This window comes from Candidatus Glassbacteria bacterium, from assembly GCA_019456185.1.
Taxonomy (GTDB): Bacteria; Gemmatimonadota; Glassbacteria; order GWA2-58-10; family GWA2-58-10; genus JAJRTS01.
The window spans coordinates 1-288 of sequence record VRUH01000079.1 but is presented as its reverse complement, the minus strand read 5'-3'; the positions used below and the strand labels follow the sequence as shown (position 1 = coordinate 288).

The 288-nt window shown below is 68.8% G+C and carries 1 pseudogene (only partly in view); it reads left to right on the top strand.

The window, feature by feature from the left end:
• Positions 1 to 288: pseudogene (locus FVQ81_17015) on the top strand (B12-binding domain-containing radical SAM protein); it begins 242 nt to the left of the window's first position.

Below are 288 nucleotides of genomic sequence, written 5' to 3'. Positions count from 1 at the left end.
CCGGGCGTTCACCCCCTGGCCCGACGCGGAAGAGCGGATGCGCGAACGCGGGATTCCCCTCTACGGCCTGTCCAGCCGCAGTCCGCTCTCCGGCTTCGACCTGCTGGGGATCACGCTCCAGTCGGAACTGACATACACCAACGTGCTGACAGTGCTCGATCTGGCCGGGATACCGATCAGGGCCGCCGGGCGCACCGATGAGCACCCGCTGGTCTGCGGGGGAGGCCCGAACGCGGTCAACCCGGCGGTGATGGCGCCGTTTTTCGACCTGTTCGTGCTGGGCGACGG